Origin of the sequence: Pseudoalteromonas sp. SG45-5, from assembly GCF_014164085.1 — a bacterium.
GTDB classification, from domain to species: Bacteria; Pseudomonadota; Gammaproteobacteria; order Enterobacterales; family Alteromonadaceae; genus Pseudoalteromonas; species Pseudoalteromonas aliena.
In genome coordinates, this window is the sequence record NZ_JACJEM010000201.1 from 1 (window position 1) to 251 (window position 251).

Annotated in this window: 1 pseudogene; it reads right to left on the reverse strand. The window is 35.5% G+C overall.

Annotated features, from left to right (window positions below):
* Positions 1 to 251: pseudogene (locus H5119_RS20285) on the reverse strand (IS1634 family transposase); the annotation flags it as partial.

Consider the following 251-nt stretch of genomic DNA (forward strand, 5'->3'; position numbering starts at 1 on the left):
ACCCTTTTTCTACTTCAGATTGTGCTTTGTAATGCTTAAGTAAACCTACTGGTGAAAGGGCTTCTTTATCAATATTCGTTGCTAATACGAAGCATGACTTTTGTTCTACAATCTGTTTTATTGCGCTTTCGTTTTCTTCAATTTCTGCCGTGATTTGCCATTCAATATTTTTTACTGGCGCATCTTTTTTAGGTCGCCCTTTACCTTCATAGACTTTATGCTTAATAAATTGCTGAGTCGCTATTTGATGA